This is a genomic window from Pseudobdellovibrionaceae bacterium, from assembly GCA_023954155.1.
In the GTDB taxonomy this organism is placed as follows: domain Bacteria; phylum Bdellovibrionota; class Bdellovibrionia; order Bdellovibrionales; family UBA1609; genus JAMLIO01.
In genome coordinates this window covers 103,272-130,105 of record JAMLIO010000004.1, presented here as the reverse complement: position 1 = coordinate 130,105, position 26,834 = coordinate 103,272, and the positions used below count along the sequence as shown (strand labels likewise).

Annotated in this window: 23 protein-coding genes and 1 pseudogene; 13 read left to right on the top strand and 11 right to left on the bottom strand. The window is 41.2% G+C overall.

What is annotated here, in order from left to right:
- The first annotated feature begins 217 nt into the window (after positions 1 to 217).
- Positions 218 to 1,474, top strand: a complete 1,257-nt coding sequence (locus M9899_06375) for a mechanosensitive ion channel family protein (GenBank protein MCO5113783.1) — start codon at positions 218 to 220, stop codon at positions 1,472 to 1,474.
- 31 nt (positions 1,475 to 1,505) lie between these two features.
- On the opposite strand, the gene M9899_06370 is transcribed toward M9899_06375, so the two are convergent.
- The 4 genes from M9899_06370 to M9899_06355 form a co-directional block, all read right to left on the bottom strand.
- Positions 1,506 to 2,222 carry a hypothetical protein gene (locus M9899_06370; protein MCO5113782.1) on the bottom strand — a complete coding sequence of 239 codons (717 nt, stop codon included), beginning with the start codon at positions 2,220 to 2,222 and terminating at the stop codon, positions 1,506 to 1,508.
- On the bottom strand, positions 2,219 to 2,779 hold the full coding sequence (locus M9899_06365; GenBank protein MCO5113781.1) for a hypothetical protein: 561 nt from the start codon (positions 2,777 to 2,779) through the stop codon (positions 2,219 to 2,221). Before M9899_06365 ends, M9899_06370 begins: the two co-directional genes overlap by 4 nt.
- Before the next feature lie 317 nt (positions 2,780 to 3,096).
- A complete protein-coding gene (locus M9899_06360; protein ID MCO5113780.1) occupies positions 3,097 to 3,657 on the bottom strand; it encodes a hypothetical protein in 561 nt (186 codons plus the stop codon).
- Between the two features lie 11 nt (positions 3,658 to 3,668).
- Positions 3,669 to 4,991: a cell wall hydrolase gene (locus M9899_06355; protein ID MCO5113779.1), complete on the bottom strand. Its 1,323-nt coding sequence runs from the start codon at positions 4,989 to 4,991 to the stop codon at positions 3,669 to 3,671.
- A 460-nt stretch (positions 4,992 to 5,451) separates the two neighbouring features.
- Between M9899_06355 and M9899_06350 the strand changes: the two genes are divergently transcribed.
- From M9899_06350 to M9899_06330, 5 genes are all read left to right on the top strand, one after another.
- On the top strand, positions 5,452 to 6,174 hold the full coding sequence (locus M9899_06350) for a RimK/LysX family protein (GenBank protein ID MCO5113778.1): 723 nt from the start codon (positions 5,452 to 5,454) through the stop codon (positions 6,172 to 6,174).
- A 5-nt stretch (positions 6,175 to 6,179) separates the two neighbouring features.
- Entirely contained in the window at positions 6,180 to 7,790 is a 1,611-nt protein-coding gene (locus tag M9899_06345; GenBank protein ID MCO5113777.1) for a hypothetical protein, read from the top strand.
- Positions 7,787 to 8,737 (top strand): alpha-L-glutamate ligase-like protein, encoded by a 951-nt coding sequence (locus M9899_06340; GenBank protein ID MCO5113776.1) that lies wholly within the window; start codon positions 7,787 to 7,789, stop codon positions 8,735 to 8,737. The genes M9899_06345 and M9899_06340 overlap by 4 nt, the downstream gene beginning before the upstream one ends.
- Before the next feature lie 178 nt (positions 8,738 to 8,915).
- Positions 8,916 to 9,449 carry a hypothetical protein gene (locus M9899_06335; protein MCO5113775.1) on the top strand — a complete coding sequence of 178 codons (534 nt, stop codon included), beginning with the start codon at positions 8,916 to 8,918 and terminating at the stop codon, positions 9,447 to 9,449.
- Positions 9,450 to 9,493: 44 nt separating this feature from the next.
- Complete coding sequence (locus tag M9899_06330; GenBank protein ID MCO5113774.1) at positions 9,494 to 11,626, top strand: TonB-dependent receptor; 2,133 nt, start codon at positions 9,494 to 9,496, stop codon at positions 11,624 to 11,626.
- A gap of 124 nt (positions 11,627 to 11,750) precedes the next feature.
- Here M9899_06330 and M9899_06325 read toward each other — a convergent pair whose 3' ends face one another.
- Entirely contained in the window at positions 11,751 to 12,839 is a 1,089-nt protein-coding gene (locus M9899_06325) for an endonuclease/exonuclease/phosphatase family protein (GenBank protein ID MCO5113773.1), read from the bottom strand.
- Positions 12,839 to 13,126, bottom strand: coding sequence for a 4a-hydroxytetrahydrobiopterin dehydratase (locus tag M9899_06320; protein ID MCO5113772.1), 288 nt, complete (start codon positions 13,124 to 13,126; stop codon positions 12,839 to 12,841). The genes M9899_06325 and M9899_06320 overlap by 1 nt, the downstream gene beginning before the upstream one ends.
- Before the next feature lie 157 nt (positions 13,127 to 13,283).
- Here M9899_06320 and M9899_06315 point away from each other — a divergent pair, with 157 nt between their 5' ends.
- A complete protein-coding gene (locus tag M9899_06315) occupies positions 13,284 to 13,883 on the top strand; it encodes a hypothetical protein (GenBank protein ID MCO5113771.1) in 600 nt (199 codons plus the stop codon).
- Here the strand turns inward: M9899_06315 and M9899_06310 are convergent.
- The 3 genes from M9899_06310 to dnaK form a co-directional block, all read right to left on the bottom strand.
- Positions 13,880 to 14,491, bottom strand: coding sequence for a methyltransferase domain-containing protein (locus M9899_06310; protein ID MCO5113770.1), 612 nt, complete (start codon positions 14,489 to 14,491; stop codon positions 13,880 to 13,882). The genes M9899_06315 and M9899_06310 overlap by 4 nt on opposite strands.
- Positions 14,492 to 14,500: 9 nt before the next feature.
- Positions 14,501 to 14,989: a GNAT family N-acetyltransferase gene (locus M9899_06305; GenBank protein ID MCO5113769.1), complete on the bottom strand. Its 489-nt coding sequence runs from the start codon at positions 14,987 to 14,989 to the stop codon at positions 14,501 to 14,503.
- A 77-nt stretch (positions 14,990 to 15,066) separates the two neighbouring features.
- Complete coding sequence (dnaK, locus tag M9899_06300) at positions 15,067 to 16,980, bottom strand: molecular chaperone DnaK (protein MCO5113768.1); 1,914 nt, start codon at positions 16,978 to 16,980, stop codon at positions 15,067 to 15,069.
- Between the two features lie 281 nt (positions 16,981 to 17,261).
- Between dnaK and dnaJ the strand changes: the two genes are divergently transcribed.
- Positions 17,262 to 18,377, top strand: coding sequence for a molecular chaperone DnaJ (dnaJ, locus tag M9899_06295; GenBank protein ID MCO5113767.1), 1,116 nt, complete (start codon positions 17,262 to 17,264; stop codon positions 18,375 to 18,377).
- A gap of 292 nt (positions 18,378 to 18,669) precedes the next feature.
- Here dnaJ and M9899_06290 read toward each other — a convergent pair whose 3' ends face one another.
- Together M9899_06290 and M9899_06285 are read right to left on the bottom strand one after the other, a co-directional pair.
- A complete protein-coding gene (locus M9899_06290) occupies positions 18,670 to 19,356 on the bottom strand; it encodes a hypothetical protein (GenBank protein MCO5113766.1) in 687 nt (228 codons plus the stop codon).
- 494 nt (positions 19,357 to 19,850) lie between these two features.
- A pseudogene (locus M9899_06285) lies at positions 19,851 to 19,970 on the bottom strand (prepilin-type N-terminal cleavage/methylation domain-containing protein).
- Between the two features lie 235 nt (positions 19,971 to 20,205).
- On the opposite strand from M9899_06285, the gene M9899_06280 reads away from it, so the two are divergent.
- The 5 genes from M9899_06280 (at position 20,206) to M9899_06260 (ending at position 26,823) form a co-directional block, all read left to right on the top strand.
- Complete coding sequence (locus tag M9899_06280; GenBank protein MCO5113765.1) at positions 20,206 to 20,520, top strand: ATP-dependent Clp protease adaptor ClpS; 315 nt, start codon at positions 20,206 to 20,208, stop codon at positions 20,518 to 20,520.
- Complete coding sequence (locus M9899_06275; protein ID MCO5113764.1) at positions 20,521 to 22,686, top strand: AAA family ATPase; 2,166 nt, start codon at positions 20,521 to 20,523, stop codon at positions 22,684 to 22,686.
- Positions 22,687 to 23,013: 327 nt separating this feature from the next.
- Complete coding sequence (htpX, locus tag M9899_06270) at positions 23,014 to 23,910, top strand: protease HtpX (GenBank protein ID MCO5113763.1); 897 nt, start codon at positions 23,014 to 23,016, stop codon at positions 23,908 to 23,910.
- Positions 23,911 to 23,948: 38 nt separating this feature from the next.
- Positions 23,949 to 24,857: a DMT family transporter gene (locus M9899_06265; GenBank protein MCO5113762.1), complete on the top strand. Its 909-nt coding sequence runs from the start codon at positions 23,949 to 23,951 to the stop codon at positions 24,855 to 24,857.
- Between the two features lie 7 nt (positions 24,858 to 24,864).
- Positions 24,865 to 26,823: a lytic transglycosylase domain-containing protein gene (locus tag M9899_06260; protein ID MCO5113761.1), complete on the top strand. Its 1,959-nt coding sequence runs from the start codon at positions 24,865 to 24,867 to the stop codon at positions 26,821 to 26,823.
- Positions 26,824 to 26,834: the final 11 nt, after the last annotated feature.

Sequence of the window (26,834 nt, the reverse complement as noted above, 5' to 3'; positions counted from 1 at the left end):
ACTTTTAAGCTATCACACCACTTCATATTGGTAAAATATATATAATATAATACTTTATATATTTTTTCTATGTGACTGGAAGGGATATATTTGTAATACCAATAACTTACGTATCTGTGGTCACCATTTCCGCCTTCTACTAGGTCGTACACATGGAGCCCAAGCTATGTTCTATCTTTTAGAACTTCAATTTTAAAATGAACCTAGGAGTTTAGATATGGAAACCCCCTCACACTCACTATGGCCCCAATGGTTGAGTTCAAACTCGTCCCAAATCTTGATAGGTCTAGTCTGTCTTCTTTTGGCCATCTTTATCTTCGATCGTGTGATTAAAATCGTTTTAAGAAAAATACTGCAAAAAGTCAGTCATCGCGATGAAACCTTAGTCCATATCTTTCTGCGTGACGATAAGCTTGTCTTTTGGATATTGTCATTACCCTACCTGACCATCTTAAATCTTGGAGCCAAGTGGATTCCTGACCTTCCAGACTCCATCGTGCTTCTTATTGATCGATCTGTGTTAGCCTTATATGTAATTTTTGGTTTTTTTATCATTTCGAGCTGCTTGCGTATCATCAATACCATTTATAATAAGTCTCCACTTTCACGCACTCGTCCCATCAAGGGGTACTTACAAGGCATTCAAATTCTAGCCTTCTTTGCAAGCTTTATTCTTGTGCTTTCCATACTGCTAGATAGATCACCTATTATTTTTATCAGTGGTTTAGGAGCCATGACTGCCATTTTAATGCTGGTCTTTAAAGACACCATCCTCTCTTTTGTGGCAGGAGTGCAACTGACCACTAATGGACATCTTCGTGTCGGAGACTGGATTGAAATGCCACAGTTTGGAGCCGATGGAGATGTGATCGAGATCGCTCTGAATTCTGTGACCATTCAAAACTGGGACAAAACCTTCACCATCATTCCTGCCCATAAATTTCTGGAAAACTCTTTTAAAAATTGGCGAGGAATGCAAGAGTCTGGTGGACGCAGAATTAAACGCAGTCTGAGTGTAGACCTTAACACTGTAAAGTTTTTAAGTTCTGATGACCTTCAAAGATTGGGTCAAATTCAAGTTCTCAAACAGTATATGAACGAAAAGGCTCTGGAGCTAGAGCAGTTTAATAAAAATTTAGGACAGACTGATCTTAGTGAAGGTCTTAATAACGTAAACCTTCGTAAACTTACTAACCTAGGTACTTTTCGAGCCTACATCATCGCCTATCTTAAAAACCATCCTCTCATTCACAAGAATCTCACTTTCCTTGTCAGACAGCTTGCTCCAGGACCAGAGGGACTCCCTCTTGAAATCTATGTCTTTACTACTGATACGGCCTGGAGTGCTTATGAAAGCATCCAAGCCGATATTTTTGATCATCTCTATGCGGTGATTGGTGAGTTTGGACTTCGACCCTTTCAAAATCCTTCAGGCCGAGATATCCACATGGTGGTCTCTAAGTCTTTGCCCTAAGGACTATTTGAGTTCACAGGTCTTTTAAGGATCAATTCCCACAATCAGGAAATTTTTTAGCCATGGCCGTAATAGCACGGTCTGCACCTTTAGAGCCAGGTCTTAACTTTTGCCAGTAATCTGAAGAGTTTTTCCCTGGTTTAGTCCCTGTCCCACAATGAGATTTGGAAAAGATAGAAACCGCACACTGCATTTGAAAAGTAATCCCTTGGGTGTCCACGCTCTCATTGGTAGCACAATACTTTGGATCTCTCCCTGCGGCTCTTCTTTGAGACTGACTATACTCAAGCATAAACAGACCATCAGCCTTACCATTAACACCTGGCGCGCTGCTACCCTTCCGACAGGCACTTTCATAGGTAGCCATAGAGGCAAACAGAAAGGCTAGAAACTGGCTCTTTTTTTCCTCTCTAAACCTAGAGTAACTAGGGCATAAATAAGAAAAATCAATCTTTTCGTAAAAACAAGCTTTAAAGTCCTCGTTACGAGTAGTACGTATAAGTTCTTCACCATAGGTTCCAAAGCTTCCATTATTATCAATAAATAAATCACAATCCGCACTTGCTTGTCTTTTTTTAGGGTCTGGATTCAAAATCGCATCATAGTGTCTCACACTATAATTTTGACCGTCAGTCTTTTGAGCTACCCTTGCTGTTGTTCCTTGATCTGCACCGCTCCCACTACTGACTTCAGCATTTGCACTGAATATAGGAATAATCAGAATCAAACTCATTATAACTCTAATCATTGGGACTCCAATCTACATTTTATTTTTTGTTGCGATTTACGTCCCTCAATAACAGATATGGTATATTCTAATATGGATTTATCTTTTGCTTTTGAAAAGCTAAGAAGCTTTTTAGTACTAAAAGGCTTTTGTTTTTTACATTTATAATTTTCTTGGAAACTGATTTGCGAGCCTTTAAAATGGGTCTTAATAATGATCTGACAATCACGTTCAGAATTGTCAAATTCCGCTTCGCCTTCAACAACATCAAAAACCAAAACCCGTTCGCCGACCATAATGCTGATAGAGCCATCTTCTAAGCCACGGACTCTTAGCTTGCCTTCTAAACAATCTTCGTGAGCCCCAGGAGCAAGAGCATAATCTGAACTGTTTTTGACTCCCAGTCGTTCCACCACTTCCGTGACCACAAGTTTTTGAGTCGTAGCAATCTTGCGTTTACCATTCACCTGCTTAGACTCTTTGGCATTTACAGTCATTTTAGCAAAGGCACTGTCGCTCATTCCCGTTGTCACAAAAGAAACCATACAAAGCAGTGTAAACCAGCCTATGTTTTTCAAATCATCCTCCTAAGGGGTGTGTCTTAAGCTGTCCTTATTATTGTAAAAATAATCTCGTTGTTAATATAGTCTTATCGGCTACGCCAACATACTCTTAAAGATTTTTTCGATGAAAAACAGCTCTGATCATTATATGGCATATACTCATCTTGAGACAAGATGGAGCGCAGTAGCAATGGCATATCTCTGCCCAATAGAACCTGCATTGATACCTAAACACTGACAAAAAATGCTATCTATGCAACGATGCACATAATAGTACAATCGGATGTCATTTTACCTAATACATCTTAATCTTTAAGACCATTCTATGTCTATTACTCTAGAAACTTATCATATTTGTCATAAGCAATGACCTGATTTTGAGAGTTTGAGAAGTAGTATACGCTATGGCCCGCAAAACTATCATCAAAAAACTCAACCATTAAAACATCACGTTTATATTTTAAAATCTGATTTCCTGACAGATACGTGTTGTTTTCTGAAACTACATTTTTATTTAAATCCTCACTCATCACTTCAAAGGCCTTATACTTCCCCTCTGATTTAGATGAGACCAGTAAATACACCATCGCTTTTCTTTTAGAGCGATCCACACCATAAAGAGCGATATCCTTTATTCCATCAGAGTTATAATCGGCAATCACAGCCATGGGTTGATTATCTGATAACTTAAGACTGCTTTTAGAAAAGTTCTTGGGTTTTAATATTTTAAACTTGGAATTTTCCTCTCTCATAGCTTTTTTGATGTCTTCGCCTACAACTAACTTTTGATTTTCAAACTTTGGCTCCACAAGACGGCTTTGGGAAAAGGCCTTGGCACTGGTAAACAGAAAAGTAGAAAAAACTAAAATTTGGAATAGTGATCTTGAGTTCATAATCATCCTTTTTATTCAATCGAAGAGGCCTGTTCACCTTCTTGAATTCTTGCCATCACATAATTATTTTGAATGCTTTTGCCTGAGTTTAAAAATCTATGGTTTTCTATTTGTGCAAAACCATGACTTGCTTCCATCTCAGGGGCCCATGTTGGAGGACGCCTCATCTTATTGGGGCCCTTAGAAGCATAAAAATGATCCCACTGCCAAATGCCTAATGTGAATGATTTTTTCATATTTAGTGCACACTTACGAATCGCTGCAGGATCTCTGAATGTTCGGTCACGATGCGTAAGAGTCCAAGAGAAAGCTCGATACTGCCACACCACTCCACAGATGGTATTAGGATAACCTTCTCTAGCATATCTAGTAAGAGTCACTCGACCTACTCCCACTTGTCCTTCATCCTTTTCGCCTCTGGCTTCACCCAAACAGTTGCACACCATACATTGAGCGACATTGTTCGTACGATTGCATCGTAAAGAACTCATATTAGCGATTTGATTTAAATCTTGTCCTATTTTTCCTGTGGTCGCAAGACTCATGTTAGGAACCTTAAAGGCAGGCTCGGGAGCAATCTTTTCTGTGTAATCACTGCTGATTCTATTCTTATCCAATTCTGCATTACGAATTTTTAACTCTTCAGCAGAAAGCTTTCGAGATGGCCCATACCCCGCACGCACATCAGGGGCAGCAGCATCAAAAAATACAGTTCGTCCCCCACGACTTGGAGTTTCTGTTTCTGGCTTACTGGCAGAGCCAGCTTCGTCCACGCCTGAAGCAGCAGTCAGTGCCGCGGCTTCTCGCTTAGCTCTTTGTTGTTGCTCCCAACGACGGCCAAACGTCGCCATCTCATTCACAGATTCCGCTTTTAAAATTTCAAGACGTCCTTGGTTTTGAGTGTAAAAAACAGTTGTAGGCTGGGGATTGTTCACCAATTCTTGTACTGGGTAATAATAAGTTCTGTTGTTCGCCACATAAGGATAATAAGTGACACCACCTGAAGTGATCGGAGAATTTAGAGCGGCCACCCCAGGAGAGGCCTGCCACTTAGCAAATGACTTCTGCACATCAATCTTGCCTGCACTGTCTCTGACAATATATGAACTGGGAATAGAGAACTTAATATCTTTTCGAGGAGCTTCTGTGGATCGGATAAGTCTTCGAGACGTACGATTCCATTCAAAGGCACTATGAGGGACAGGAATATCAGATAAATATACATCCACAACAGAAGATCGGGTTTTGATAGACACAGACGAGGTCCTTGCTCCAGCCCCATGGCCAAGCATCATAAAGCTTATAGCTATAATGATAGGTCCCCCAAACCTCATATCTTCCCCCCTAATAGGGTATAGAAAGCAAAATACACGCCATGTGGGTGACCATTTAGGTCTATTTGATCAAGGTTTAATGACCAGTTCATTGACAGCAGGCTATAAGTTCGTGGACCGCAAAGCTAAAGCCTCAATGTACTTCCCAAGCGATTCTGTCATAGTGTAATTCCCAAAGGACTTTGACCGCATACCCGTGTCCTCATATAACTTTTTAGGGAAACTGACAGTTAAGCGTCTCAAAATGAAACATTTATAAGCAAGGTAGCGCCCAAAGAGACCTAGCACCATGTCTTGAACTGCAATTATTTTTAAAAAACTACACATTTGGCTGCCAAATCCAGTAAGAATTTTACCGATAGGAATTGCAACTTGAAATTAAGCTTAAATCAGCATAATTTTAGCCCGTTTTACGACACAAACTTTGTGCCTAAATTTATACACTAGGTACGTTTGAAGGATGATCAAAATACGACTTGCGGAGTGGCTTTTGTTTGAACATAAATTTTTATCCCTTCTAGTACTGAGCAGTCTACTGTTTTTCAATACAGCCTGCCAAACTCTAAGAAATCCCAATCCTGATCCTGTCATGTTAGATGCAGACCAGGTTAAAGAGCAAATTGCTGAAGACAATCAAAAGTTTCGCGATGATCTTCATAAAGAACTAGTTAAAACCATTAGGAATGAAATCTTACCCGAGCTTCGAGAGGTCTCCACCTACTCTAGCAACATACTTACTCGTCAGCAAAAAGAGCTTAAGGATAAAGTCTTTAAAAAGACTGTGATTGGTCGTGTGGAATGGATTTCCGTCATCAACCCTGAAGCCAGATTTATGGCACGCGTAGATACAGGGGCACAAACTTGTTCTATTCATGCTGAGAATATTGTTGAAAAGGAGATCGAAGGTAAAAAGTATGTGGAGTTTTCTACGGAAGACGATACAGGTGTCAGGCATACTTTTTTAAAAGAGATCGTCAAACGCACCATTGTTAAAAGCACTTCTGGAAGTTCTGAAAGAAGATACGTGATTCGCCTCGATTTTGACTTTGGTGGAGAAAAGATTTCTGCTAATGTGAACCTCAACAACAGAAGAACCCTTAGACACAACTTCCTTATTGGTAGAAACTTGTTGCTAGGGCATTACATCGTAGACGTCTCGCAATCGCGTCTGTTAGGTGAGTGATCAACATGAATCGTATCAAATACACTCTAGCGTTTTTATGCTTGCTAATTCCTTTGTTTACACTGTTTTACAAAAGTCAGTATTTAAATATGAGCCTCATTCCCCAAGAAGCCAAAAACCTTTGGGATATTGAGATCTCCTTAAACTGGAAGATCGCTTCCCAAGACTCTAGACTCAATGCTGATAACTTAATATTGCCTCTTTTGCAGTCCACACCCTCACAGATCATCAAATCGGTCATCACAAGTCCTACGGGAAATAAAGTCTCTGTAATTGAAAATGCGGGTGGCCCTTTATTAAAACTCGCTCCCAAGGAAGTTGAAAAAAAACGCACCTTTGCCGTGTCGGCACAGTTGCAACTCTTTGGACACTCTGATCTCACACAGACTGAGCTTAATGGAAAATTAGATCCACTTGAAGAGACCAAATACAAAGATCTCAGTGCCTTAAGTGATGCTGCCTTAGAAGATTTAAAAAGCCTCTCTTCTTCTCTTATCTTCACCACTGACACTTCCCTGCAAAAACTTCGCAAGATCTTTTTCTACATGTCTGATGAAATGATCTTACAGCCCAATGTGGATGACATCCGAGAAGTGATTGGACTTAATAGCGGAAGCCAAATTGGCCAAGCGAAATTATTAACTGCCCTAGCTCGCCTTAATGACATCCCCGCACGCATGGCCTTTGGTGTACAGATTTTAGATCAAGGCAATAAAAAGAATTATAAATATCAAAGAGTCTTTTACACTGAAGTTTTCATCAACGGAAGATGGGCCCCCATTAACCCCAACCATAAAGAGTTTGGGTCATTGCCTGACGATTTTGTAGTGGTTCATCGTGACTGTGAGGACCTCATACTGATTCTTAATCATCGAGACCTACTTTCAATTTACGCAGAACCGATCAAGTTCACTAACTTTGGTACCTCCGAAGAGTACGTAGGTAAACTTTCCAATGACCATAAATTTTGGTCTTTACTGTCTTTACATAGATTTCCACTGTCCATTCAAGCTATTTTTTTTGGTTTACTGCTGATCCCCTTTGGGACAGTGATTCTTTCCTTTTGCAGAGTTATGATTGGCGTAAATACTTTTGGAATATTCACCCCTATTTTATTAACTTTATTCTTCCTTGAAACTTCATTTATCTTTGGATTTAGCTTTTTTGTTCTTGTTGTTGTCTTGGGTTTTTTACAAAGATATATCTTAGACAAGTTTTATCTTCTTGCCGTCCCGCGCCTATCTATTCTTTTGACCATCGTAATTATGCTTTATGTAGGATTTGCTCTGATCATTGAGTATTTTGGATTCTTAAATGTGGGGGATAGAAATTTGAATTACTTCCCTATTGTCATCATCACTGTCTTTATTGAACGGCTCAGTATCTATTTTATTGAAGAAGGCCCTCGCAATACCCTAAAAACAGCAGGAGGCACTTTACTGGTAGCCACTTTATGTTATGTGCTGCTGTCCTTTACTTGGCTTAAGGTCTTCTTATTTAACAACCCTGAATTGTTGTTGCTTTCTATTGGGCTTAATATTTTTATTGGAAGCTACAAGGGCTACCGTCTTATGGAGTACATTAGATTTTCTGGGCTTAAGGGATCTGCATCATGAGCTCCTATCTCAAACAACTTGGTGTTCTGGGAAATAATGCGCGGATCAGCGAATTTATTTTGCCCAATAACAAAAGGTCCCACTACCCTCTTGTGGATGACAAGATCAAAACAGACTCTTTAGCCCGCAAAGCTGGCATTCCCGTTCCTGATCTTTACTTTACCATAGAGCATATGGGCGACACTTACTCTTTACATGAGAATGTAAAAAACCTCAGTGACTTCGTGGTGAAGCCTGCCAGAGGCTCTAAAGGCAATGGGATCATGATCATCGAAGGACTAAATTGGGATAAGGATAAAAATAAAACTCGCTTTATTACTACACGACAAAGTGAAATTGATTATTCCGCCTTTATTTACTACATCTCCACAATTTTAAGTGGTTTATACTCTTTAAATGGTCAGCCCGATAAAGTGCTCATTCAACAACGCCTCACAGTTCATCCCGTACTACGGGAAATCAGCTACCAAGGCATTCCCGATGTCAGAGTGATTGTATCTAATGGCTTTCCTGTAATGTCTATGGTCCGTCTGCCCACTAGTATTTCAGGAGGACGGGGCAATCTTCACCAAGGGGCTGTGGGGTGTGGGATTGACTTAAAGTCAGGTCGTTTAGTGGCGGCAGTTATGAACAACACTCTTATTGATCAACATCCTGATTTTAATGTTGAGCTTAAAGGACAAGAGATCCCTTACTGGAAAGAAACCCTGATTTTAGCCACTCAATGTTCTAAATTGGTGTCGATTGGCTATCTAGGGGTCGATATCGTCATTCACCCTATCCTAGGTCCTCAACTTCTTGAGATGAATGCTAGACCTGGTCTTTCTATTCAGATCGCCAATATGGCAGGCCTGATCCCTCGTCTCAACCAAGTTAAACACCTGAATTCTGAGGATATGAGTGTGGAGGAACGCGTGGCTTTGTCCCAAGAGCTATTCGGCGCGTAATTGTTTCCTTTTTTTAAATACCCACAGTTTTACCATTGACAGGCCTTGAGCTTTCTTTTATTTCTTATTGCAAGAATCTTGCAATAATTAAGATGGGCAATTTGTAGAGACAAGGTTTTTGCTAATAAGGATCTCGGGGCACACGCTCTTGGGGTTGAAAACAAAAAGGGAGTTTCAAATGAATATTTTAGGTTTTATATCCTTATGGTCTTTTTTCGGGGTGTTCTTTTCCATAAATGCGGCCTTTGCTGCGGGACCCACTGAGGTCACCTATTATTGGGGTAGCGCCAAAGCGGGACTGTCTACGGCTCAAGCTTGTGCTGTGAAGATCAACGAAGCCGATGCCGCCGATGTTCACTTAGAAGCTTTAGTGTATATGGCTCATGAAGGGAAATACATCTATACTGAGGAGCTAGAACTCATTTTTGATACCACAAGACAAGCTTATGTTTTCAATTCTAGTGAAGTTATGCCCACTATCAAACAAGCCGCTCTCTTCTTAGATGCTCAGACCTCTGAACCCTTACGTTTTGCCGTATCTGTTCTGCACCACAACCACTACGACCCCGCTTTTTGCGAAAATCTAGTGGAAGCCCAAGGCGATGAGATCATTCTAGCTGAAGAGTTTTTTAATAATTTTGGCGCCACTTCAGATCCCAACTCAGACGATGATGTAGACACTGACGCCGATCACGATCACGATCACAACTAAATCATGCTGATGACCATGAGCGATAATTTTTAAACTATGGGTTTATGAATCTTTTTTCCAAAATGAAATTAAACTTTTTATTACCGTATTTGATAGCGGTAGGGTTTGCTAGCCCTACCGCTTTGGCGCATAAAGACCCTTCTGATACCACGTCGCCAGAACGTTTAGATAAAATTTTAATTCAATCAGATCAAACTTTAAATTTTCACAAAGATCATGCGGTCACACCTATACAAGGCATCTCTGAAAAAGAAATCCGTAAAAAAAATCATGGTAACTTGAATGAGCTTGTGAAAAACCAAGCAGGTATTGATGTTCAAGACTATTGCGTCAACTGTGGCGCAAAAAGGCTGACCATCAATGGCCTAAAAGGAGAACACACCACCATTCTTACCGACGGCATTCCTCTCTTCTCATCCGTGTCCTCGGTATATGGGACCGACACCATGTCCACTCTTTTAATTCAAGAGGTTGAAGTGCGTAGAGGCTCTGGAAGTGCATTGATTTATCCAGACAGTATCGGTGGAACTCTGAATTTGATCACGAAAACCCCTTTGCAAACAGGGGGCTTTGTCAGTTACCAGCACTCCACCCATAATAACTTTCGTGGTGAAGCGCTCTATAGTCATGTCACCTCAAAATTTAAAACCAGTTACGGTGGTGATTTAGACTGGCAAAGATATTGGGATACCGACAACAATTATGTCAGCGAATCTCCTACCCGACATAGACTGTCCACCTTCGTCAAAACCCAATATCAAGTCAGTCCAGACCTACAACTGAGTCTTCGGGCCAGCTACTCCCACGTGGATGTCTTTGGAGGGAGCACCGAGGAGGTTCGCCTAAAACGCCCCATCACATTGCAAGCTGATGAAACAGACTTTATCGGTGGTGACGTCAGAAGACGCTATACTGGTGACCCTGCAAAGATCACTGACTATTTACAAATAAACCGCGCAGACTTACACGCTCAGGCCAAATACACGGTATCAGAAACTTCAGAACTGGAAGCGAATCTAGGTGGTGCTGTTTACATGCAAGAGGCCATTTACTCTCATGCGTTTGATTATAACAACACCAACCCCATTCTCTATGGAGACGTGAAGTGGTATAAAGTTTTTAATGAAGACATCTTCACCTCTGTAGGCACTTCACTTCGACAGGAGTCTTTACGTTCAGAGTCTATCATCATGTACGACACCAACGGGTTGCCCAAAGATGACTTCGACTACACCACGGCTTCTGCTTTTGCCCAAATGGATTGGCACATTTCAGACCACTTTGAAGTCTCTTCGGCTTTACGTTTGGACAATCATTATATTCACAGACATGAGGAAACAAAACTTAACGAAGTGAGCCTTTCCCCACGCCTCAATACCAAGTACTCCCCTACAGAAAATATCTCCCATTATTTAAGTTATGGGATGGGACATCGTATGCCTTTAAGTTTTACAGAAGCAGCCCATGGAACCTATGACGGGTTTATCATCAATACAGATAAACTGGAAAGAGCCCACTCTTTCATTTACATGCTGAGCTTTAACTACGAGGACTACTATTTCACGCCAAGTGCTCATTACACCCTTTTGCAAAATATGGCTTACGATGAAGAACCTGAAATTGCTCACACCACTCCCATCACTTTTCTAAACAACGACCAAGACAATCATATCTTTGTCTTAGAAATGCTGGCAGGTTATAAGCCACATCATGATTGGTTGTTGGAGTTAAGTTTTGAAAGTTTTAATTATGATAAGGACTATAAAAGTAAACTTCCTGCAGCCGCTATTGAACATCGTATTGGCTTTAAGTCTTCCTACGAATGCGGCAACTTCAGATGGTACGTCAATGCCAATTACGTTTTACCCCGCAGCTTAAAGCCTTATGCCCAGTATGATGAGTTTTATAATGTGTATGAAGGGATCTTTGGGGCATCTGCACCTAAAAACCTTAAAGCACCTGGGTTTCTATCTATTCAAACTTCCATGGGTTACACATACAATCAGTGGGACTTCACCTTAGGGGTAGACAACCTTTTAGATGAAACTCAGCTTCGTCACAACGACGGGCCTGCAGTATGGCACTTCCATGATGGTCATGCCCACTTTGATAACAGACATGCGTGGGGCCTAAATAGAGGCCGTGAAGGTTACTTTAAAGTCGCCTACACATTTTAATTCTCAAGGACAATTAACATTAGAAGCTTTGTACGCCAAACAGATAGAGCCACCACATCCTATTGCAAAAAATAAGTCCTCACCAAGTGTGATCTAGGATTTAGCCATGCAAATGACGTACTATTTAGTCAGTATCACTGGTAGCGTCGTATTCGACCAGTACTGGCAAGTGATCACTTAAACTTAAGAGAGCTTCGATATCTGGCAAACCTTTTTTATTCATAAAAAAGCTGTCCAACATGGGATCAACTTGTTTGGAAAGCAATGACTCCTTCACAGTGGGCGTCCCTACAACATCGTCGTAGATCACCGCACTTCGTTGCGATAACTCTTCAAAATTATAAATATCTTTAAGTTTAGTAAAAGACTTCGACTCCCAGACTGTGCCCTCAGGGAATTTAGGTAAAATTTTATCTAAAACAAATTCGTCGTCCCCAATAGTCATTTGCCAACGTCCATAGGCTCTTGCCGTTCTGCGATCCAAATTGAAATCTCCTGCAAAAATAAAGTCCCTATTAGATGCAGATAACTCTTTGGGAAGATCAATGTTGGCTTGAAGTACGGATTGGATGACAGTTTGTAAACCCGCTAAGTCTACCTTGGCATAACGATAGTTAAGGTGAAGGCAAGTAAAAACAAAATCAAACTTTTTGTCTACCGTTTGGCAATAGGCCCAGTGCCCTCTTCTTAACTCATCTATGTCTCCCCCTTTTTTATTTTTTAAATTGGTAGGAACCATAGAGTCTTTAGAAGTATAGCAGTTCACCCTTTTTGAATTGTAAATAATAGGGCAGTACTCACGCCATACTTTGTCTTTACCTTTAGCAATCGGGGCGCGGATGGACTCCCCTTTAATGATCTTGTAATGCTTCGGCAAAACCTTACGCACAAGAGACATGGGGTGTGAACGCTTATCGGTGCTTAGCACATGTTCTTCATACACCTCTTGCATAGCCAAAACGTCCACGTCACGATTTTGAATCCAACTTGAGATGAAATCTTTGACAGGCATTTGGGTCTTTTCAGAAACCACATCTATAGTGCGATCTGCTTTGATGGACGACAACTGTCTGACATTCCATGTTCCCACGACTACAGTGTCGGCAGCAAAACTCCATACAGGAAAGAATAATCCTAGAAAAATAACCGCTTTGCTTATGGTTTGTACAGATTCACGAATTTGACTTTGAAATAGATAATGTATCAACAGCATTATTGAACCACCTGATCCATGAATCTTGCCATATCTATGTCCTTTTGCGTGACGCCTAAAGCATCATGAGTGCTCAGGACCACTTCCACACGGTTATAAACATTGAACCATTCTGGGTGGTGTCCTTTGGACTCGGCATACATGGCAATACGACTCATAAAACCAAATGCTTCATTAAAGTCTTCGAATGTATACTTTTTGTTAATAGATTTGCTGGCACCATCATAGCTCCAGCCTTGTAGGTTTTCTAAAGCCTTATTGACTTCGTGAGTTTCATAGGGGATCACGATTCATTCTCCTTGGCTAAAAGTGGCAACGTCTTTGTCATCACTTTGCTTATTCGCGTTATTGTGTATAAATCTATATACCTAACAACGTCTTCTTAAATTATAATTATAAAAGAATTGAAAAATCTAGGACCATGACGCACAACTCGGAGGAATAATGATAAAGTTTTTGTTAGGTTTAGTTTTGCTACTGCCCGTCAAATCGTTTGCCTTACTTACTGTTCTTGACACTGGAGAGATCATTGAGTCTGGAAAATACAAGTTAGGAATCCAGCTTCAAGGTATCACTGACGAACCAGGGGGAATCAATTTCGCGGGGCACGTGTATTTACCTATTAACTCTGCTTGGAACTTACGCCTACACGCAGGTACAGGGCAAACAGAATTTAATGCAGGTGGTGGTGTAAAGTGGATCCCCATCCCAGACATCAATCACCAACCCGCTATTGGGGCCATCATGGAAGTCGAGTGGGCCAGCGACAACAATTTTGACGTACTTTATACCCGCTTTGCTCCTTTGATCAGCAAATCTTTTAGATGGGAATACGGGGCTATGAGCCCTTATGCGGCCATCCCCATTGGAATTTACTATATGTTAGATGCCGACCATGACAAAACCGACATCTTCCTACAACTCGCATTGGGAGTGGAACTTGATCTTGAAGCCTTTGATAACTTCACCATTGTGGGTGAAGGCGGTTTTGATCTTAAGGACTCATTTTCCTATGTCAGTATCATGGGAAGATTCACCTTCTAAATCTTTGACGGTTTATTGCCCTTATAAACGATAGAAGGCGGAATATTTTGAAAAACCATTTCCGTCTTTTGAAAATTGACCAGCTTATTATGAAAGAACTTTTTTAGCACATAAGGATTTGGGGTTAAAAAAGTGTTCGTACAAATAAAAGTAGTAAAAGTTCCCCCTGGTTTTAAAACCCGAAGCACTTCATTTAAAATCTGCTCTCTTATATCTCTAGAGAACAAAGTCCATGGTAGACTAGAAATCACACTATCAACACTGTTGTCTTCTAAAATAGACTGTAACTCACCCGCACTTCCACAATGAAAGCTCAAATCAGGAAAAGTCTCTTTCAAAAACATAACTAAGCTTTGGCTGATCTCTACCCCTAAGTAGTCATAAGACTTTTGAGGGTTTTGCTTTTGTATAGCTACAATATTTTTTTGAATCACCTTTGTAATAGCACCTGTACCACAACCAATTTCTAAAATACGTTGGCTGTTTTCTAGATCTACAGCATTCACTAAAGCTTGAGCCAAATACTTTGAAGATTTAAAAACCGTAGACACTTGTCTTGGATTTTTTAACGCCGCCCGCACAAAAGCTTTTGTTTCTTTAAATGACATGGGGGCATCCTAATTGAAACTGAGCGTAAGCACAATATCCCCACGCTCATAGCCTGTTCCAGGACCAATATGTTTAACTTGAAACCCGTTTTTCTTATACAAATGGATTGCCGCGTCCAAACTCGTGTTTGAGATGATTAAAATATCTTTAAACCCATGGTTTTTAGCATATTCTAAACTGACATCCATAAGCCTTTGACCCACACCTAAGCCTCTTAAATTTTCTTCTACAGCCATTTTTGTAAATTCAGCCTGGCTCTCGCTCATCTTTTTTAGAGCGCAAGTCCCAATACATTCCCCTGTTTCTGTTAGCGCAAAAAATATCTGTCCACCATCTTTTAAAATATGCTCTTCAGGCTGTGACAACATCTCTTCGTCAAGGGCTTCCATTTTAAAATACTTCTCAATCCATTGCTTATTGAGTCGCTCAAATTCTTTAGCCCACTTAGGGCTGTAAGTTACAATAGAATAATTTTTTATTTCTAATTCAGATGACAACTTTACTTCCTTTCATACAAAAAAAGGGAGCTTAGTATCTCCCTTTTTTATTTCGTAACCGATTCAATTTATAATATTTAGTCGTTCACATCTTTAAAGTCTGCATCAATGACGTTGTCGTCATCACCAGCAGAAGCATCGTCCGTAGCGGTCTCCACATCTACAGGTTCAGCCGCAGGAGCCTCTTGTTTATTTTGCTCATACAAAGCCGCAGTCAATTTATGACTTAAACCTGTGAGCTTTTCTTGAGACGCATTGATTTGACCCAAGTCATCTGGTGTATCAGCTAAGACTTTTTTAGCCTCTGCTACAGCGTCTTCGGTATCTTTAACTTCAGCGGCAGGCAATTTGTCTTTGTTGTCCTTAATTAACTTTTCAGTTTGGTAAACTAGGCCATCAAGATTGTTTCTAGCTGTGATGACTTCTTTTTTCTTTTTGTCTTCATCTGCATGCTCTTCAGCTTCTCGGACCATTCTTTTGATCTCTTCTTCAGATAGACCTGATTGTGCTGTGATCTTAATGGCGTGCTCTTTACCTGTTCCTAAATCTTTGGCAGACACATTTAAAATCCCGTTGGCATCAATATCAAACGTCACTTCGATCTGTGGCACGCCACGTGGTGCAGGTGGAATTCCTACCAATTCAAATCGTCCTAAAGATTTATTGTAAGCCGCCATTTCGCGTTCACCTTGGAGCACATGAATGTCCACACTGGGTTGGTTATCTGCCGCAGTGGAGAACACCTGTGACTTTTTCGTAGGAATCGTGGTGTTCTTTTCAATCAATTTAGTGAAAACTCCACCCATAGTTTCAAGTCCTAAAGAAAGTGGGGTCACATCCAAGAGTAAAATATCTTTCACTTCCCCTGTTAAAACTCCACCTTGAACCGCAGCACCTAAAGCCACTACTTCGTCAGGGTTTACAGATTTACTGGGCTCTCTACCAAAAAAATCCTTCACCGCTTTTTGCACAGCAGGGATACGAGTAGACCCCCCGACAAGAACCACTTCATCAATCTCTGTCTTTGAAAACTTAGAATCCGTAAGAGCAATACGACAGGGCTCTAAAGTGCGAGCTACTAAATCAGCTACGAGTTGCTCGAATTTAGCTCTGGTCAGTTTAAGCTGTAAGTGCTTAGGACCACTGGCATCAGCTGTGATAAAAGGTATGTTGATCTCACGTTCGTTTAAAGAACTGAGTTCTACTTTGGTTTTTTCCGCTTCTTCTTTCAAGCGCTGTAATGCCATTTTATCTTTAGAAAGATCAATGCCTTGGTCTTTTTTAAACTCGGCAATCATCCAGTCTAAGACCGCTTCGTCAAAGTTATCACCACCTAAAGTTGTGTCACCATTAGTGGCTTTGACTTCCACAACGCCGTCACCGACTTCAAGAATAGAAACATCAAAAGTTCCTCCTCCTAAGTCATAGACCACGATCTTTTGATCTTTCTTTTTATCTAAACCGTAAGCTAAAGCTGCTGCCGTAGGCTCGTTGATGATTCTTTTCACATCAAGACCCGCAATGCGACCCGCATCTTTGGTGGCCTGTCTTTGAGCATCGTTAAAATAAGCAGGAACTGTGATCACAGCCTCCGTCACTTCTTGCCCCAAATAATCCTCTGCCACTTTTTTAAGTTTCGTTAAAATTGAAGCCGAGATCTCTTCTGGAGAGTACTCTTTGCCTTGGATTTCAAAGGCACAGTCATTGCCTTTTTTAATCACTTTGTACGGAGCCTTTGAACGCTCCTTTTCTACCTCTTCAAAACGCCGTCCAATATATCTTTTTGCGGAAAAAATGGTGTTCTCAGGGTTAGTGACCGCTTGGCGTTTTGCCACTTGTCCCACTAATCTTTCACCATCCTTTGTGAAGGCCACAACCGAAGGTGTCGTTCTTGCGCCTTCTTCGTTGACGATCACTTCGGGATCACCACCTTGCATCACTGCGACCACTGAGTTTGTTGTTCCTAAATCTATTCCAATCACTTTACCCATTAAATCATCTCCTTAACGTTTCTTCTTTTGGCATTCATAGCGCCATCGCATTCGCATGTAAAAAGCCGTTATAACACAAACACTATAACGCCTAAAATCTGAACCTAAGCCGACAGTTGTCAAGGAAAGTCCCTGAAATTCTTGGAATTTATCCCATAAAGATCAGACATGTCTCATTTTTAAGCAAGTTCTAGTTCTTAGATTGCCTCTTCCCTATGCTAATATGCGCTTTTTTGTTTGAGCCCCTTGACCTTTTGCAGAAAAAACCCACATTTAGCCTTATGGCAAAAGAAGATTATTACCAAATTTTAGGCGTAGAGCGCACCGCAGACGCAAACACAATTAAAAAAGCTTATCGCCAGCAGGCAATGAAGTACCATCCTGATAAAAATCCTGGTGACAAAGCTGCAGAAGAAAAGTTCAAACAAGCAGCAGAAGCTTATGATGTTTTGAGCGATCCGCAAAAAAAAGCCCGTTATGATCAATATGGTCATGCAGGAATGGGCATGGGTGGCGGTCCTGGTGGAGGTTACTCTGGTGGCTTTCACGATGTGTCTGATATTTTTGAAAGTTTTGGGGATATCTTTGGAGATTTTTTTGGAGGACAGACGGCGGGAGGCTCAAGACGCTCTTCTTCTCGTCGACACGGTCCACGTAAGGGCTCTGATCTTAGATATTTTTTAGACATCACGCTCAAAGAATCTTACCTTGGCCTTGCTAAAGATATTGAATTTGAATCTGAAAAAGACTGTGGCACTTGTAATGGGAGTGGGGCAAAACCTGGAACTTCTCCGCAAGTGTGCCAGTACTGTGGCGGCACGGGACAGCTTGTGCAAAAACAAGGTTTCTTCTCGTTTGCTACCAGCTGTCACCACTGTTCAGGCACAGGACAAATGATTGTCGACAAGTGCTCCACATGCCGAGGCACAGGTCGCGAAAGCTTTATGCGCAAACTGAGCATTGCCGTTCCCGCAGGCATAGAAGATGGAACGCAACTGCGTGTGACAGGTGAAGGCGATGCAGGAAAACAGGGTGGCCCCAAGGGTGATCTCTACGTTGTTTTGCGCGTGAAAGAAGATAAAAAGTTTTATCGCCAAGGCCTAGACCTTTACGGCGAGATCGAAATTTCTTATTTACAAGCCCTACTAGGTGTCGACAAAAAAGTAGAAACCTTTGACGGCGAACAAGTCCTAAATATCAAACCAGGAACTTCACCTAACGACATTTTAAGAATCAAAAAACGTGGCTTCCCTGCCCTACGCGGCAGCTCACGCGGCGACCTGATGCTAAAAATCAAAGTCAAATTCCCCAGCACTCTCTCCGCCAAAGAAGAAAAAGCCCTACGCGAAATCGCCAAAGACAAAGGCGAAGACATCAAAGGCAAATCCTGGTTCTAACGACGCCCATCTTTTCTGTCCGAGATCTAAGGAACTTTTTAGACTTAGACTTTCATTTAAGTTTAGACTTGAAGATTGAGATTATATCTTAGATTGCAACCTCCAGAGTCGAGCAATGCGTATCCGACACGCGTTGGCCTGTGGGGTCGCTAGGTCCCAGAGGGTGACGCGTGCCGAAGACGCTTTGCACCCGCTCTCTGCGAAGCTAAGGTATAATCTCAATCTTCAAGTCTAAACTTAAATGAAAGTCTAAGTCTAAAAAGTTCCTTAGATCTCGGACAGAAAAGGAGGGCTAGTTCTTGAGGGAGTCTTGGATTTTTTGGGTGCGGAGGCGGGTTTGCACTTCTTCGAGTCGAGTTTTAAGGGCTTGTTCCCATTCTTCGCCCATTTCGTAGTTTAACATGTCTTTTAAGATGCGCTCGCTGGTTTCTAGCTGACCGACACGACTGTAGAGGTTAGCAGATAGAGATCTGGTCCATAAGGGGGCGCCATATCTGGCGGCTTGATCAAAAAGTTGGGCTGCTCTTTCGGGATTGTCTAGTTCTAAGAGATAATGATAACCCGCTCGATAGTTAATCTCCCAATCGTTGGGATATTCGGCTAATCCTCGGTCAAATATCTCTTTGGCACCACGATCATCGTCCGCCAAAATACTTAAGTTAGTAGCTCCTAAACTGTATAACGATCTAAATTTGGGGGCTAACAGTGTAGCCTGCTTTAGTGTTCTATATCCCCAATCGTGCACACAGACTTTTTTTTGTGTGCATTCATAGGAGTTTTGAATGAAGTTGAGCCATAACAGGTCTGACAAGGTCTCTTCAAAACCAAAAGAATAATACTCCATCCCACCTGGTGGAGGCAGAACGCGTTCTTCTACTGCTTGCAGCATGCCTTTTAAAACAGAAGCGAAGGTAAATGCTATAGCAAGAAGCAGAAAGTATTTAAAGAGTTTTTGTTTTTGGAAAATCATCTTTTTCATAAAAAAAACACAACTCCATTTTCTGCGGAGTTGTGTTTTTTTTCAAGTTTAATTAGAGATTTCAACAGTATAATTTAGATACCTGGAGTATCGTTCTCAACCATTTTTTGCTCAGTGATACTCCACACGTCACAAACAGCACTTTCTCTTGGAGAAACCATTCCACTCGCAATAGCTCTAAACCGACTTAAACTAGTTTGAACTTCACCGTTTGCATCACATGTTTGATTGTTTGCAGGAGTGATCATCGAACAACTTGCATTATTCCTACAAATATTACGTAAGCGCGATTTATCTGTAGTTGAACTTCTATACTCAATTACTGGATGCTCTGGTGGTCCATCACCACTAGCAGAAAATCCTGCATCGTATAAAATTCGCCCATCAACAGCATAGCCAATAGCTTCTAAATTTCCGTAGTACCTGTTCCATTCTGCTTGGAATGACTTCATGGCCATATAGATACCTGATAAACTGGTTCTGGCTTCGGCTTGTCTGGCTCGGGCTTGGAATCTTTGGAACTGCGGCACACCTAAAGTGGCCAAAATCCCAATGATCGCCACCACGATCATCAGCTCAATTAAGGTAAAACCCTTTTGACTTTTTCGTTTCATATTTAAACCCCCCGCGTATACGTACAAAATAGTAGGTTATTTACGCTCATATACTATATCGACTAGTTTAAGCGAAAATACGAGCCATGTGGTAGTCCTCCTCGACCTTTATTCTAAAAATATTTGTGTTATAAGTTCAAAACGACGACGAGATATGTCTAGAGCAGATTAAATTCAAAACAAGTGCTAAAATAAACTGTGATGGTAGATATTGAGACAAAAGTAAGGAAGGTGTATGTCGAAAATTAGAGAACACTCTCAATCTGATGATCAAATTGATACACTTAGCAAAACCCGAACTCCTCGTTTTTATAAAGTGCTTCTGCTCAACGATGACTTCACACCCATGGATTTTGTTGTTCATATCCTAGAAAATATCTTCCAGCACAATAATGCTCAAGCGATTGCTATTATGACTGAAGTCCACGAAAAGGGCCAAGGTCTAGCTGGCAAGTACACTCGTGAAATTGCAGAGTCCAAAGTCCTTAAAGTTCAACGCCTAGCTAAAGAACACAAATACCCTCTAAGATGTAAAATGGAGAAAGACTAAATGTTATCTCATGACCTTCAACTTATTTTACAAAAATCTACGGAAAAAGCATTAGCTGAGCACCACGAATTTGTCACCCTAGAGCACTTTCTAGAACAGTTCTGTCTATCCAAAGAAGGCGCTTCATTCTTTTCCTGGTCATCGCTAAATATGCAGGCCGTTCTGATTGAAATTCAAGACTTGATCCAAAAACATAACCCTACAGTTTCGGGCAACACACCTCCTGAACCCACCCTCTCCTTGCATCGCACTTTAAACCGCGCCCTAAACCAAGCTCAAAATGCTGGAAAATCAAGCATCCAATCTTGTCACGTTCTTATCGCAAGCTTTGACGAAGAGGACTCTTATGTCCCTTATGTATTAGAAAAAAACGGCATAGACCCTTTATTATTTATGGATTACCTCTCACAACAAGGCGAAGAAGCCGAAGGGGCGGAGTCCTATGTCGAAAAGTACACCTTGCTGCTCAATGCTTATCTGAAAGACTACCCGCAAAAGTTCATTGGCCGCGCCGAAGAGATTCGTACTCTTTATCGCACGCTGATGCGTAAACATAAAAATCATGCCCTGATTGTGGGCGACACAGGTGTAGGAAAAACCGCCTTTGTGATGGGTTTTGTCCAAAGCTTAACTCAAAAGCCACCCAAGGCCTTAAAAAATGCGCAAGTGTATTCTCTGCAAATCGGGGCTTTACTTGCAGGAACTAAATATCGTGGAGACTTAGAAAGTCGTATTGATGGACTGTTCAAAGAACTTAAACAATTTGAAAACCCTATTGTGTTTATCGACGACGTTCATAACCTTGTGGGAGCGGGACGCACAACGGGAGGCAACTCTGATTTAGCCAATCTAGTAAAACCCTATCTAGAAAAATCCAATATTCGTTTTATTGGAGCCACCACCCCCTCTGAAATGCGCAAGCAACTTGAAAACGAACCTGCATTTGTCAGACGTTTCCAAAAGTTAGAATTAGACGAACCCACACGCGAAGAGTGTTATGATATTGTAGAAGGTTTAATTCAAGACTACGAAATTCACCACAAGGTCACCTATGATTTAGACACTATCGGTTTAGCCGTCGATCTTTCGGGTAAACATCTGCATGAGCGTAAATGGCCAGATAAGGCTTTAGACGTTATAGACGAAGCAGGAGCCATGGCCCAACTGTTACAAGAGACAGAAGTCAGCACTAAAATCATTGAACGAGTGGTCGCCAGAATGGCCAAGATTCCTGAAGAGACCGCAGAGATCAATGAACTGGATGCTTTAAAGAATTTAAAAGAACGCTTAAAAACTAAAATTTTTGGCCAAGACCCCGCCATTGAAAAACTTGTGGCCGCCATCCAATTCTCCCGTTCAGGCCTTGGTCCTTTGCAAGGACCCATAGGAAGTTTTTTATTTACAGGACCCACGGGCGTAGGAAAAACAGAAGTCAGTCGTCAACTTGCCCGTGAACTCAATATTCATTTTATGAAGTTTGATATGAGTGAATACATGGAAAAACACAGTGTCGCCAAACTTATTGGTGCGCCTCCAGGATATGTGGGTTACGACGAAGGTGGGCAGATGACCACTGCCATTCGTGAAAATCCTCACTCCGTCATTTTGCTTGATGAGATCGAAAAAGCCCATCCTGATCTGTTAAATATTTTATTACAGGTTATGGACTCGGGACAACTGACAGACTCTAAAGGTTTAAGTGTCAACTTTAGCAACGCCATTATCATTATGACCAGTAACCTTGGTGCACGCGAAGCCTCTAAAAATCTGATGGGCTTTCATAAAGAAAGCACCTCTAAATTTAGCGACGATGCCGTTAAAAAATTCTTCGCCCCAGAGTTCATCAACCGTCTCACAGGCATCATTAAGTTTGATCCGCTTCCAAAGGACCAACTGCTAGATGTGATCATAAAATTTATGAACGAACTTAAAACTCAGGTCGAAGCCAAAAACTTCAAACTCACCTGGACCCCAGAAGTGATCGAATGGCTTTACGAAAAAGGCTTTGATCCGTTAATGGGAGCCCGTCCTTTCCAACGCACCATCAACGAACACATCAAACCCTTACTTGTCGAACCTCTTCTTTTCGGAACTCGCAATGGCAAGAAAAAAACTGGTGCCACTTTAGCACTGAAAGTCGACAAAGACTTACTCACACTGAGCTAGCTAGTTTGGGAATAACTGAAATTAAATCATAAATCTTCAGACATTTAGATTTAGATTATACCTTAGATTGCAACCTCCAGAGTCGAGCAATGCGTATCCGACCTGCGGCACAAAGTGACGCAGGCCGAAGACGCTTTGCACCCGCTCTCTGCTGCGTTGGAAGCTAAGGTATAATCTAAATCTAAATGTCTGAAGATTTATGATTTAATTTCAGTTATTCCCAAACTAGCTAGTTGAAATTGTGGAGTTTTGTCGTCCATCATAGCTTGACCTGGTCTGAAAGAGCCCCATAATTGACTCATAATTATGAGAGGAGACAAAACGACTATGGCTACAATTAAAAGGTTCCTGTTATTTTTTGGTGTGAACATTCTGATGGTGATGACGGCCTCTGTGGCCATGTTTGTTTTACGTGAATATTTTAATGTCCCTCTTGATGGGTATTACGCTTATGTGATCACCTTTTATCTTATTCTTGGTATGGGTGGTGCGTTCTTTTCACTTTGGACCTCCAAGTGGATGGCTAAACGTCTTATGCGTTTAGAAATGCTTTCTCCTAACTCTTCCCACCCTACTGAAAAATGGTTGGTGGACACCACTTATGCTTTAGCTAAAAAAGCGGGCCTGCCCAAAATGCCTGAAGTGGCCATTTACCCAGCTAATGAACTTAACGCTTTTGCAACGGGACCCTCTAGGTCCAACTCCCTTGTGGCCGTGTCTTCTGGTTTACTCGAAGCCATGGACCGCGATGAAGTGGAAGGTGTGTTAGCCCACGAAGTGGCTCACATTGCTAATGGGGATATGGTCACTATGACTCTGATTCAAGGTGTAGTGAATGCGATTGTCATGATTGTTTCAAGACTGCTTGCAGATATTATAGCTTCAAAACTAGATGAAAGAGGCCGAGGGGCTGCACGCTTTGGAATTTATATGCTTGTGAGCTTTGTGCTTGCTCTTTTTGGTTCTATTTTGGTCAATTGGTTTTCACGTCGTCGTGAATTTCGTGCTGATTATGGTGGAGCCATGTATGCAGGTAAAAATAAAATGATCAAAGCTTTAGAAAAGCTTGCTATGGGATACAGAACTGTTTTACAAAGCAAACAAGATCCCGCAGTGGCTTCACTTAAGATTTCAGGCGTGTCTAAAAAAGGCATCAAGCACCTTTTCATGACCCACCCTCCTCTTGAAGAAAGAATCCATGCCTTAAAGGTCAATAGCCTTTAGGCCCTGCACCTAAATAGATGGGATCTAGAAAAGGTCCCATGAAAATAAATATGTCAGAAAGAAACCTCGGACTTCTGTTCGCTTGGATTACGGCCCTATGCTGGGCCGTTTTAGCTATTGGACTCAAGTACGCGCTTACATTTACAACCACCGCCAACATTGCAGCCCTTCGTGTTGTACTGGCTTTTGCAGGTCTGCTGCTCATCTATCTTCTTTTTAAACGTCAAGAGTTCGTAGTTTTAAAAAAGAACTTTCCATGGCTCGCTTTAGTCGCTGGGAGTTTTTTAGGTTTTAACTATTTTGGTTTTATGAAAGGAGTGGAACTCACTGGCGCTGGAAACTCCCAAATCATGATTCAGATAGGTCCTTTAAGTTTAGCTCTTGCTGGCGTCTTTCTTTTTAAAGAGAGTTTTACTCGCAGACAGATGTTAGGGATCATTGTGGCCTCTTTAGGTTTTATCTTTTTCTATTACGATAAAATAGGGCTAGCAGAATCTGTGTATATGACCAGTGGTAATATCTGGCTGATTGTCGCAGCCCTAGTTTGGGCGGCTTATGCTGTGATTCAAAAAATTTTAGGCGACCAGTGGAATCCTCAAACTCTTAATCTGGTGATTTATTTTGCCGCTGGGTTACTTCTTTGCCTAAATGCCGACCTAAAACAAACTCTCAGTTTAGGCGCATGGGAGTGGTTCATCTTAGTCCTTTTGGGTTTAAATACCCTTGTGGGTTATGGGTGTCTGGCAGAGGCACTTAAGCGTGCTCCCGCAAGCCGTGTCAGTCTTATTATTACGGTCAATCCTCTCGGGACTTTGGGCCTGATCTATCTTGGAAATTTGCTCAATATTTCTTGGATGCCTCGAGAGAACACCAGTTGGATAGGATGGGTCGGGGCCTTTTTAGTTGTGACCGGAGTGTCGTGGACATTGGTGCGAAAAAAGTCATAATATATGGATGCAAAAGGTTTTTTTTCATTCCTATTTTAATTCGTATGTCGCACCTCTTTTATCGACGGCTATCTTCTTATCTTCCCTTTTTATTCCTTTGGCTTCACAAGCTAGCTCCTCTCACACCAAAAAAATCACCGACTACTCTCCATTGATCTCAGCTATTCAAAACAATGATATCAGTTCCTTACTTGAGCTGATGTCTGATTACCCCTGGGTTGAAAGTTATATTCTTGATATTTTACAGACAGATTTAAGTTTTGTAGATAGTATTTCCAATTCAGACCACAAGATTAAAATTCTTTATAAACTTTTTGATAAAGCCGACTTTGCTCCCTTACAAAAAAGCCTTTTAGATAAAATCATTGAAACTCAAACCAGTATGAACATCTCTAATGAAGAGGCACAAAAAGCTCTTTATGAACTTACAAACGAAAAGATCAACCTCGAAGACTGCCGCCCCAACTTTGAGCGTGCACAAAAATTTCGTGAATTCAGAAAGTTTGAGTTGAGTTTAAAATTATTCGATGCCAACTTTAAATGTTCTAATGATGTTGAGGGCAAATTACGCGCCTTAAATCAAATTGTTCTCACCCATAAACTTAAAGAGCGCGGTAAGGTCTTTATCAAAGCCTCTGACCGACATTATAACTTTGCCCTTGAGCAATTTAAGAAAAAAAATATCACAGCCACACAGATGAACCGCATAGGTATCGCCCATGTCAGAACCTTATGGACCTATCAGTCACTTTCAAGTGCCGAAAAGACCCTAGATGAGCTGATCCCAATACTTAAACCTCACATCTCATTGCAAACTGCATATTGGATTAAGGCTCGTCTATTTGAAGAGCGCTCCAACCTTACTGAGTCGCTAAAGTACATTGATTTAGCTTTAGCAGAGAAATCTTTAAACTTAGATGACCTTTTAACTTTGCATTGGCAAAAGTTTTGGGACAACTATAAAAGCAACAAGCTCGATATCGCCGAACAAGCCTTGCGTGACGCCATTAAAGTGAACGACCCCGAGGACAGCAGGTCTCGTCTGTATTATTGGCTCAAAGAAATGCTACAAAAAAAGGAGCAGACTGAGGACATTAAAAAAGAAATCGCTGGCATCGAAGATCTACTTTTAAAGCGCTATCCTCTTTCTTTTTATGCAGCCCTTGTAAGAAAACACCGCAATATTGATTTTCCCTCTTCACAACTTGAAAACCTAGAATCTGCGGCTTATAAAAAACGCCCAGCCAGTTTAAACTTCACCCTTTATAAACAGCTCCACGAAGTTTCTGTGGTCGCTACTCAAGCCTATTTAAAAAGTTATTACAAACAGTACAAAAATAAAATTAGCAAAGCCGAACGTTTATTTGTTAAACGTTTGCTGGCCCGAAATGGAGACACTCACAATTTATTTTTGGACATCAAACTTAAACCCGAACTTTGTATGGCAAAGGATTCACCTTGTGCCGATCTCTTTCCTACACCTTACAAAACTCTAGTCACTCAATCGGCACAAAAGTATCAAGTTCCTGCCGAGCTTGTCTTTTCTATTATTCGCCAAGAATCTGTCTTTAACCCCATTGCCAAAAGTTGGGCTGATGCCAGAGGTTTAATGCAGCTTCTGCCCTCACTAGCAAAAGAGATCGCTCCTAAGGTGGGCGTGGAGTACAAAAACTCTTTAGATCTTTACCAACCAGAAAAGAACATCCAATTAGGAAGCTTTCACCTCAGAAGTCTATACAATCGCAATTCCCAATCATTGGTTATGGCACTATCAGGTTATAATGCTGACGAAAAGAAGGCCCAAGTTTGGTTTAAAACTAGATTTAAAGGCAATTGGCTTGAATTCATCGAAGAGATTCCTTATAAAGAAACCCGCAACTATAACAAACTAGTTTTAAGAAATTTTATTATTTACAGCTATCTTAACAACAATCCTATCGGAGAGTGGTTCCCCGCAGGATTATAAAACAAAAAATC

Bases quoted from the DNA above. Each gene is read 5' to 3' on its own strand.
- M9899_06375 (MCO5113783.1), top strand. From the start codon at position 218: ATGGAAACCCCCTCACACTCACTATGGCCCCAATGGTTGAGTTCAAAC.
- M9899_06370 (MCO5113782.1), bottom strand. From the start codon at position 2,222: ATGATTAGAGTTATAATGAGTTTGATTCTGATTATTCCTATATTCAGT.
- M9899_06360 (MCO5113780.1), bottom strand. From the start codon at position 3,657: ATGAACTCAAGATCACTATTCCAAATTTTAGTTTTTTCTACTTTTCTG.
- M9899_06355 (MCO5113779.1), bottom strand. From the start codon at position 4,991: ATGAGGTTTGGGGGACCTATCATTATAGCTATAAGCTTTATGATGCTT.
- M9899_06350 (MCO5113778.1), top strand. From the start codon at position 5,452: ATGATCAAAATACGACTTGCGGAGTGGCTTTTGTTTGAACATAAATTT.
- M9899_06345 (MCO5113777.1), top strand. From the start codon at position 6,180: ATGAATCGTATCAAATACACTCTAGCGTTTTTATGCTTGCTAATTCCT.
- M9899_06340 (MCO5113776.1), top strand. From the start codon at position 7,787: ATGAGCTCCTATCTCAAACAACTTGGTGTTCTGGGAAATAATGCGCGG.
- M9899_06335 (MCO5113775.1), top strand. From the start codon at position 8,916: ATGAATATTTTAGGTTTTATATCCTTATGGTCTTTTTTCGGGGTGTTC.
- M9899_06330 (MCO5113774.1), top strand. From the start codon at position 9,494: ATGAATCTTTTTTCCAAAATGAAATTAAACTTTTTATTACCGTATTTG.
- M9899_06325 (MCO5113773.1), bottom strand. From the start codon at position 12,839: ATGCTGTTGATACATTATCTATTTCAAAGTCAAATTCGTGAATCTGTA.
- M9899_06315 (MCO5113771.1), top strand. From the start codon at position 13,284: ATGATAAAGTTTTTGTTAGGTTTAGTTTTGCTACTGCCCGTCAAATCG.
- M9899_06310 (MCO5113770.1), bottom strand. From the start codon at position 14,491: ATGTCATTTAAAGAAACAAAAGCTTTTGTGCGGGCGGCGTTAAAAAAT.
- dnaK (MCO5113768.1), bottom strand. From the start codon at position 16,980: ATGGGTAAAGTGATTGGAATAGATTTAGGAACAACAAACTCAGTGGTC.
- dnaJ (MCO5113767.1), top strand. From the start codon at position 17,262: ATGGCAAAAGAAGATTATTACCAAATTTTAGGCGTAGAGCGCACCGCA.
- M9899_06290 (MCO5113766.1), bottom strand. From the start codon at position 19,356: ATGAAAAAGATGATTTTCCAAAAACAAAAACTCTTTAAATACTTTCTG.
- M9899_06280 (MCO5113765.1), top strand. From the start codon at position 20,206: ATGTCGAAAATTAGAGAACACTCTCAATCTGATGATCAAATTGATACA.
- M9899_06275 (MCO5113764.1), top strand. From the start codon at position 20,521: ATGTTATCTCATGACCTTCAACTTATTTTACAAAAATCTACGGAAAAA.
- htpX (MCO5113763.1), top strand. From the start codon at position 23,014: ATGGCTACAATTAAAAGGTTCCTGTTATTTTTTGGTGTGAACATTCTG.
- M9899_06265 (MCO5113762.1), top strand. From the start codon at position 23,949: ATGAAAATAAATATGTCAGAAAGAAACCTCGGACTTCTGTTCGCTTGG.
- M9899_06260 (MCO5113761.1), top strand. From the start codon at position 24,865: ATGCAAAAGGTTTTTTTTCATTCCTATTTTAATTCGTATGTCGCACCT.